Annotated in this window: 9 protein-coding genes; 7 read left to right on the forward strand and 2 right to left on the reverse strand. The window is 35.6% G+C overall.

From position 1 onward, the window contains the following. Nucleotides 1–511 precede the first annotated feature (511 nt). Nucleotides 512–676: a hypothetical protein gene (locus ACFX4N_RS30855; RefSeq protein ID WP_192101439.1), complete on the forward strand. Its 165-nt coding sequence runs from the start codon at nt 512–514 to the stop codon at nt 674–676. A gap of 218 nt (nt 677–894) precedes the next feature. Then, nucleotides 895–1,077, forward strand: coding sequence for a hypothetical protein (locus tag ACFX4N_RS30860; RefSeq protein ID WP_192101438.1), 183 nt, complete (start codon nt 895–897; stop codon nt 1,075–1,077). A gap of 118 nt (nt 1,078–1,195) precedes the next feature. Here the strand turns inward: ACFX4N_RS30860 and ACFX4N_RS30865 are convergent, their stop codons facing one another. Further along, complete coding sequence (locus tag ACFX4N_RS30865; protein ID WP_377263799.1) at nt 1,196–1,576, reverse strand: YuzC family spore coat inner layer protein; 381 nt, start codon at nt 1,574–1,576, stop codon at nt 1,196–1,198. A 368-nt stretch (nt 1,577–1,944) separates the two neighbouring features. Here ACFX4N_RS30865 and ACFX4N_RS30870 point away from each other — a divergent pair, with 368 nt between their 5' ends. The 5 genes from ACFX4N_RS30870 (at nt 1,945) to ACFX4N_RS30890 (ending at nt 5,743) form a co-directional block, all read left to right on the forward strand. After that, nucleotides 1,945–2,136 carry a hypothetical protein gene (locus tag ACFX4N_RS30870; protein WP_057275167.1) on the forward strand — a complete coding sequence of 64 codons (192 nt, stop codon included), beginning with the start codon at nt 1,945–1,947 and terminating at the stop codon, nt 2,134–2,136. Between the two features lie 851 nt (nt 2,137–2,987). Further along, nucleotides 2,988–3,164: a hypothetical protein gene (locus ACFX4N_RS30875; protein WP_377263801.1), complete on the forward strand. Its 177-nt coding sequence runs from the start codon at nt 2,988–2,990 to the stop codon at nt 3,162–3,164. Between the two features lie 24 nt (nt 3,165–3,188). After that, complete coding sequence (locus tag ACFX4N_RS30880; protein ID WP_192101441.1) at nt 3,189–3,542, forward strand: plasmid mobilization protein; 354 nt, start codon at nt 3,189–3,191, stop codon at nt 3,540–3,542. Next, the gene (locus ACFX4N_RS30885; RefSeq protein WP_192101440.1) at nt 3,524–4,732 is read left to right on the forward strand and encodes a relaxase/mobilization nuclease domain-containing protein; all 1,209 of its coding nucleotides are present in this window, start codon (nt 3,524–3,526) and stop codon (nt 4,730–4,732) included. Before ACFX4N_RS30880 ends, ACFX4N_RS30885 begins: the two co-directional genes overlap by 19 nt. A 351-nt stretch (nt 4,733–5,083) precedes the next feature. Then, a complete protein-coding gene (locus tag ACFX4N_RS30890; protein ID WP_057275171.1) occupies nt 5,084–5,743 on the forward strand; it encodes a hypothetical protein in 660 nt (219 codons plus the stop codon). Nucleotides 5,744–6,029: 286 nt separating this feature from the next. Here the strand turns inward: ACFX4N_RS30890 and ACFX4N_RS30895 are convergent, their stop codons facing one another. Further along, nucleotides 6,030–6,596 (reverse strand): DUF3967 domain-containing protein, encoded by a 567-nt coding sequence (locus ACFX4N_RS30895; protein WP_057275170.1) that lies wholly within the window; start codon nt 6,594–6,596, stop codon nt 6,030–6,032. Nucleotides 6,597–7,150 lie beyond the last annotated feature (554 nt).

A 7,150-nucleotide genomic window follows, 5' to 3' on the forward strand; every position in this document is an offset into this window, starting at 1 on the left:
AAGCCTTTTCGAGAACCCTTGTCCTGCAAGGGTTCTTTTTTTGTTTGTGTTCCGGAAAGAGACATTATGTTAACTAAACATGTATACGATATACAGCTTAAAAAGAGAAAAAACTACCTGTGCGGAAGGTAGTTTTTCCCTTAATAAAATCTAATAAAGAGAGATAGGATAATTTATATTTTAAATCCTATAATTCATGATATGTTAATTGGTTAGAAATGTTTGGACAAGTGTTGGTATTGGAAAAAATTTAAAATGAATCGGGCTGTGTAGTTTGCTTAAAATGTATAATTTTATTCTTTAATAAAAAAATAGGTATTGTTCAGTGCAATTCTCCTTAATTTACATATAATGTATATACGACGTGTACCTAATGCATTAAAACATTATTTTTTCGTTCTGGTCATGTTCTTTAAGTGAGAACATGCTTTTTTTTACTTCCGATAAATCAGATTATGTTAACTAACTATTTGGTCTCTCTGGGCATATGAATATGACAGGAGGAGATTATATGAACAATAATGAAATTCGTGATGCTCAGAATATCTTGACCGGTAGATTGTTTCAATTAGGCGGTTCTGTACTTTTTCTTGTTGGTTCATTCATTGCAGCTATGGTGGCTTATGAGGAATTACAAAAAAATATTAATAAAACAGAAAAAACTCCTAGGACCTAATGAGGAGTTTTTTCTGTCATTGGATATAGATGCAATGTTAAACAAAGAAGATGATCGTGTAAGTCATCTTGAGTAGTTTGCTCAAAGTTCAAATGAAAAATCCTTAATTTAAGTCCTTATTATTAAAAACTATGCATAAAATGTAGGGATGGAAAAGTTATTCTGTCTTTGGGCCTCAACTTTCAAAATAACTTAGAAAGTGAGAGGGGATGATAAGGTTGAAGAAAACTTGGATCATTACACAAGATGAGAAAGATCAATACTTTGTGGATACTATAAATAGAATTCAAAAACATGTTGAAGCCTTAAGGGAAATGGCAATAGAGACCAAGGAACAGAGTGTTGAAGTATCCTGTATGAGAATTTTGAAGGATTTGAAGGCTCTCAAAATTTATAGATAAATAAGCATTTTTCAGGGGCTAAGGGATGGTTATTTTGTTTTTCGACCACCTATAATTTTCATTATGTTAACTTGAGATGAATAGAATCGTTCGTAAAACAAACGATTCTATTAGCTTTTTAAAAAGGTTGCCCTCGAAATTTTCCCCATTTAAGAAACATAGTTAAAGTACAACATTCTGAGCCTTGAGTCTGAGCAGGCATAGTCAATAAAATTCCATCTGGGTTGTACTTAACTGTTACAGGTGTACTTATTCCTATCGATTTAATTAAACTGTCAACCTTCATTTGGTTTCCAGCCTGAGCTGCTGTCATTAAACTATGAGAAAAACTTGGATCAGCAAACATTTTAAGTAAAGTACTGGATTCAAGAGCAAGTTTTTGAAGGGAACTTACTGAATGACCGAAAATAGCAGTATCAACTGGAGGATATTGTGGCAGTGGTGATTGACGATTCATTTGGGGTTGAAGATATGGATAGTAATATTGGTAATAATACATAAAACACCTCCCTATTTTACATAGTTAGTTATTTTTATGTATTCTTCTCATTGTCGGTGATTCAGCACTTATATGAGAATATGTGGACATCCTGTTTTGAGTACCGATAACACGTATTATGTTAACTAAGATTGAATACGGCATACAGCCTAAAAACAGAAAAAACTACCCTGGTGTGTGATAGGGTAGTTTTTTCTGTTTGATGAATGGTAATCAATCGTTAGCTGACGTTGCAGAGCGTCTTGGGTAGTTTGCTCAATACATGTAAATCTATTCGTTTATATAAAAGAGAAAAAACATCTTCATAGGACTTTTACGTTTTTGCATAGAATATTTTTATAACTTCAAAAGAAAAGGGAGATGATTTTGTGCATCAGCAAATAGAAACCAGAAAAGAATTAAAACTCTTGAATTCTGAAATTGATTTATGTAATCAGATAAGAAAATTGTTGGTCGAAAGAGGTCAAATGTACTTAGAATCTAAGCAAGAGTATACGGAATATGAAGTTTTACAAATTGCTTTAAATAGACTAATGAATGAACTAACTTTTAGGTATTAAAAGACTAAAAAAACTACCTAAAAATATATAGAAGATAAATATTGTGTCGAATGTTACATAATAAATTTATCTAAGATAGAAAAAGGAGAAAGCCATAAATGCAATCTTCTCTTTTAGTTTGTCGCTTCCGGTAAACTCCATTATGCTTAACTACGTTTGTATAGCTTATACAGCCAAAAAACAGAAAAAACTACTGTTCATCGCCAAGCAGCAGTTTTTTCTTTAAGATAATAGCAATATAGGAACTCAGGATCTATTGGAAGAGCAGGAGGATGCTCACTTCTATAGTATGCAAAGTAATAAAAAGGGTTTGGACAAGTGTTCATTCTATCTAAAATTTCTACTATTTTTTATTTCTTTTTTATAAAATTCATTTTTAGTTAATAGGGGCTAGTCCTTATACAAGGTACGAGTCGTATTTTTTAAGAAACTCACTTAAAAAATCTCCACTCTTTTCTCCTTGTATAAAGACTTTCGGCAGGTTTGGATCTCTCGCCAAGCCGACATACCCAAAACGAAGGATATAGGAATCGGCTTGTTTAAGCGAGTATACCTGCCGAACCGCCTGTACAGCTGTCTAAGGGTAATGCATCTTACTCTAAGATAGAGACACTCTAAAAACATAAGAAGCCAGCCTCTCACCCCAAAACAAAGGGGGAGATAAGCTGCATTGTCAATGGTAAGCGGACCGTAGGGAGCATTAAGGAATTGACAATGTCTCTACACCAAAACCCTCTTGGCACTCAAACAACCACGTTTGTTTGACGCCAACCGGCGAGGGAGCCCCCTCAAAGTTTGAGGGGGTTGGGGGTGTTTGTAGAAGCCATTCCAAAGGAGCTTTCCTTTGGCAGGTGTGGACAGCGTCCGCGGTTTTGCTCCCCCTTGAAAAGGGGGCTGGGGGGATTGTTATGCCTGGCATAACCAAGCTCAATTGGGTACCAATTGTAGAGCTTGCCTTATTCCGTATTTTTGGTGTATTATGGAAGCATACAGCTGGAATTTTATACCAAGTTCACCGCGTCCAGTAGGTGAACATAAGGAGGAATAAAGGAATGAGCGAGACGAAAGGCGAGCGTAGGAACGAGCCTAAACAGGTGAAGTTCCGTGTCACTGAAGAGGAATTCGAACGGCTATCGCTGATGGCGGATAACGTAGGAATGACGGTGCCTGCCTTTGTGAAAGCAAAGGCACAGGGTACCCGAGTACGACAGCCGAAGATCAATCGTGGGGGTGCTCTAGCAATTGCGAAGGAATTGCGTGCTGTGGGTACCAATGTGAACCAAATTGCGAGATGGTGCAATGCAAGAGATATCGAACAATTAAGTGAACAGGAGCTTGAGAGATTGGTATACAATCTTGACGAAATTAAAAAGGGATTGGCTGCAGCATGGCAACAATTAAGCTAAGTACGACAAAAAATGCCAATGCGTTACTGAAGTACGCTGAGAAGCGTGCTGGTGTGTCAAATTCGCTTGATTGCGATGTGGACTATGTCAGGAACCAATTTAAGGCTACAAGGGAAATATGGGGCAAGAACGGCGGCATACAAGCCCATCATGTCATTCAGTCGTTTAAGCCAGATGAAGTGACTCCCCACCAAGCCAATGAAATTGGGTTACAACTGGCTGAGAAGTTGGCGAAAGGCCATGAGGTGGCCGTCTATACGCACACGGATAAAAATCACATTCATAACCATATTGTGATCAATGCTGTGAACTATGAGGATGGCAAAAAGTTTCATGCCCATGGCCAAGATGCCATTGATCGTTTTCGTGAAGCGAGTGATGAGCTATGTAAGGAACACGGGTTGTCCATTGTAGAAGAGCAATCGGCCGAGGTTCGCTACACATTAGCTGAACAGTCATTGCTTCAAAAAGGTGAGTCGAGCTGGAAGGATGAAATTCGAACGGCCATTGATTCTTCAAAAGAACAGGCAACGAGTTTTGAAGATTTCCAGGAACATTTAAAAAACCAAGGCGTCCAAGCTACCTTAAGAGGTAAAAACATCACGTATGAGCACTTAGAATCGAATAAAAAGGTACGTGGCAGCAAGTTAGGGCTGGCGTATGAAAAGGAGACGATTTTACATGGCTTTGAAAGACAAGTTACAAGAGAAAGAGAAGCAGCAAGTTCAGCAGAAAGAGGAGTTATATCAGTTATACCAAGAGATGATTTTGCGTCTCAGAGCGACAGAGGGCTATCTCTCGACGTTCCTGAAAGAAAACATGAACAAAGAGATGATGATCGAACAAGAGCTAAATCAGATCAAACAGACGAGCCAAGACGTGCAGAAGGAAATGGAATTGACTTCGATGTCATTGCTCAGCAAATTAGAGAACGACATCGAAACACACAAGCAGTATACAAACGAAACTTTGGCCGAGATGAAGACGGCCATCAGAGTGCTGCACAGCGACATGAAACAGAATCAGGAGTTTCTGAACAAGGAGTTCCAAGCAAACAATCAAGTAATCAAGGACGAGCTAGAGAAAATCAACAACAACCTGGGGAGCAAGTTCGACATGTTGAGCGAGAGAGCGAAGTCAGACCTCAGCGAGATCGAAAAAAACAGCAAGACTATGATATCGAACGCTAAGTTAGGGGTAGCATTTAATGGCTGGTTGGATTGGGTGAAATATGGGGCCGGTGCGGCTGTCTTTATGGTCCCTATGTTCTTCTTATTTAAATGGGTCTTTGGGTTATTTGGTATTAATCTAGGTTAAGTTATGGGGAAAATATTAGTTTAAGAGTAGAAAATCAAAAGAAATGGTAGAAATTTTGGTAATTCTACCTGTACAATAAAAATAAGAAAAGCCCTCAAGTTTTGGCCGACTCAGAGGACTTTTCAAAGACAATAAAGAAGGAATTAACCTTCAAAAACACATTATTATAGTTTTATTCTAACACAGTAGGGTTAATTCCTTCCACACTAAATGGAGGAATTACGGTGAAAAAAGTATTAGAAGAAGCAGAAAAGAAAGCAAGAATTAGAGATTTGAAAGTAGAAGAGTTAATTAATCAAGCACAGGTTGGTTTGTCTACAGAACAACAAAGAATGTTGATGGAAGTCTTGCATAATGCTACTGGAGAAAACTATTTCATCGGTAAACGAAAGAAAAAAACTGATGGGGTGAAGTTTGTGCAACTAATTATGGATAATGTAAGTTACTTGAACGATATAGGATATTTAAAATCTGCTCAAGAGGCTTTTCTTTTTAAATTAAGTCCTTATGTTGAATTTAAATCAAATGTTCTTATAGAAAAAGTGAAGCAAGTAGATCTAGATAGTGATGATTTAGAGATAGCAACTAATGCTTTGACACCTACATATCTAGCAAAGGAATTTGGTGTAACCAGAAAACACATATCGACTATAATGAACAGTCTTTTAGAAAAAGGAATATTAGGAGTAGCTGAAGCAGGAATGACTACAGAAGATGGACGAATTTGTACAAGTCGTACTTGGTTTGTAAATCCTAATATTATGTGTTGTTCTCCTAAAGACGGTATAGATAGAGCAACTCAACATGTTTTTAAAAAGTCTTTAAAGAACTTCGTTGTAGAGGGTTCTTCCAAAAAACATAACTTGCCCGTTTATTTATTTTAAACCTCAATTTTTTGAGGTTTTTTTATTTGGATTCCATTTATTAGGTGTAACCATATGGTTACACAGGTGTAACCATATGGTTACACTATACGTGCTTCAAACCCTTGGTAATACTCACTTTTGGTATATGCCCCTTCTCACTCTATTTAAATAGCAATTCGCTGATAGAATTGCAAGGGTCTTTTTATAATTTTTTCGTTAGAAAAATAATAGCCTAAAGGCTAAAAAAACCGTCTCAAAACGGTCATCTTTTAATTAAAAAAACTACCCAATCAATTTGAGTAGTTTAACGTAACCATAATTGCCACCATTTCTTTTTAGCTTGTTCTTTTGACAAGCTAGTAGCTATTTCTTTTTGTGATTCTTGCATTTCCCTTAATGTTGTAATTAATGTCTTATCTCGTTGTTCTAAACTATCTTTTATGTATGCCTCTTGTTTTAAAAATTGCTTCTTAAAGTCCTCTTGCTGTTTTTCTATAATTTCATTTTGGTCTTTTACTAATTGTTTTAACTCATCTAGTTCGGTCATAACGGTTGTGACTTGTTTGGTTATAACCGTTATATCTTCTGTTGTAACAGTTATGTCGGTTATATCAGTTGTGTCAGTTATAACTTTATCTTTTACAATTTCCTTTACAGCCTTCGGAACAGTCATGCCCTTTTCATTTTTTAAAAGCATTAATTCTTTAAATAAATTTATATCATCTTGTGAAAACAAGAGTTGTCCTTGTTGATTACGTTTAAAGTTATAACCATGTTCTTCAAAAAGTAAATAATATTTTTTGGCAGTTGAAGTAGTAACTCCAATAGCTCTTGCTAATCCATCTACTTTTTCATAGAATTCCATGTACATATTAGTTATAACCTCCGATTTATTTAGGGTTATAACTAGTATAACACCATCTTAATTTAAAAATCTTTAGAATTCATTACCGATAAATGATAAGAACAATTTTAATACTTGTTTCATACTTATCAAATTTAATAAGTACGAAACAAGTATCAAAGACTTTTTTTAAAGTTGAAGGGATGCTGTACTAGATCTCTATAAATAATTAAAACTGAAATATCAAGACCAACATTACAAATTTTAATATCTATAATCTCAAAATTATTATTTTGAAGAAAGTCACGCAATCGTTCTTCATATTTATCCAATGTGGTCGTTAAAACATGAATCTTTAATGTCCTAGAATTACCTAACATAAGATCATACACTTCTTTCTATATTTGTCGTATATTACAGTGTATGAAGCTTGTACAGAATGGAAACTGCAGTTTATATCTTTTTCTTTTATAAAAAGGATATATCTAAAGATGATTAATGTTTTTAACAAAATAAAAAGCCACCTCGGCATTGGCAAGCGAGGTGGCTTTTTTGTAAGGGTTCGTTCATACGTATCCGAA

This window comes from Priestia sp. YIM B13551, from assembly GCF_042787905.1.
Taxonomy (GTDB): domain Bacteria; phylum Bacillota; class Bacilli; order Bacillales; family Bacillaceae_H; genus Priestia.

What these genes read in the sequence shown, in the direction of transcription:
- ACFX4N_RS30885 (WP_192101440.1), top strand. Translation starts at nt 3,524, where the DNA reads ATGGCAACAATTAAGCTAAGTACGACAAAAAATGCCAATGCGTTACTG.
- ACFX4N_RS30880 (WP_192101441.1), top strand. Translation starts at nt 3,189, where the DNA reads ATGAGCGAGACGAAAGGCGAGCGTAGGAACGAGCCTAAACAGGTGAAG.
- ACFX4N_RS30865 (WP_377263799.1), bottom strand. Translation starts at nt 1,576, where the DNA reads ATGTATTATTACCAATATTACTATCCATATCTTCAACCCCAAATGAAT.
- ACFX4N_RS30895 (WP_057275170.1), bottom strand. Translation starts at nt 6,596, where the DNA reads ATGTACATGGAATTCTATGAAAAAGTAGATGGATTAGCAAGAGCTATT.
- ACFX4N_RS30855 (WP_192101439.1), top strand. Translation starts at nt 512, where the DNA reads ATGAACAATAATGAAATTCGTGATGCTCAGAATATCTTGACCGGTAGA.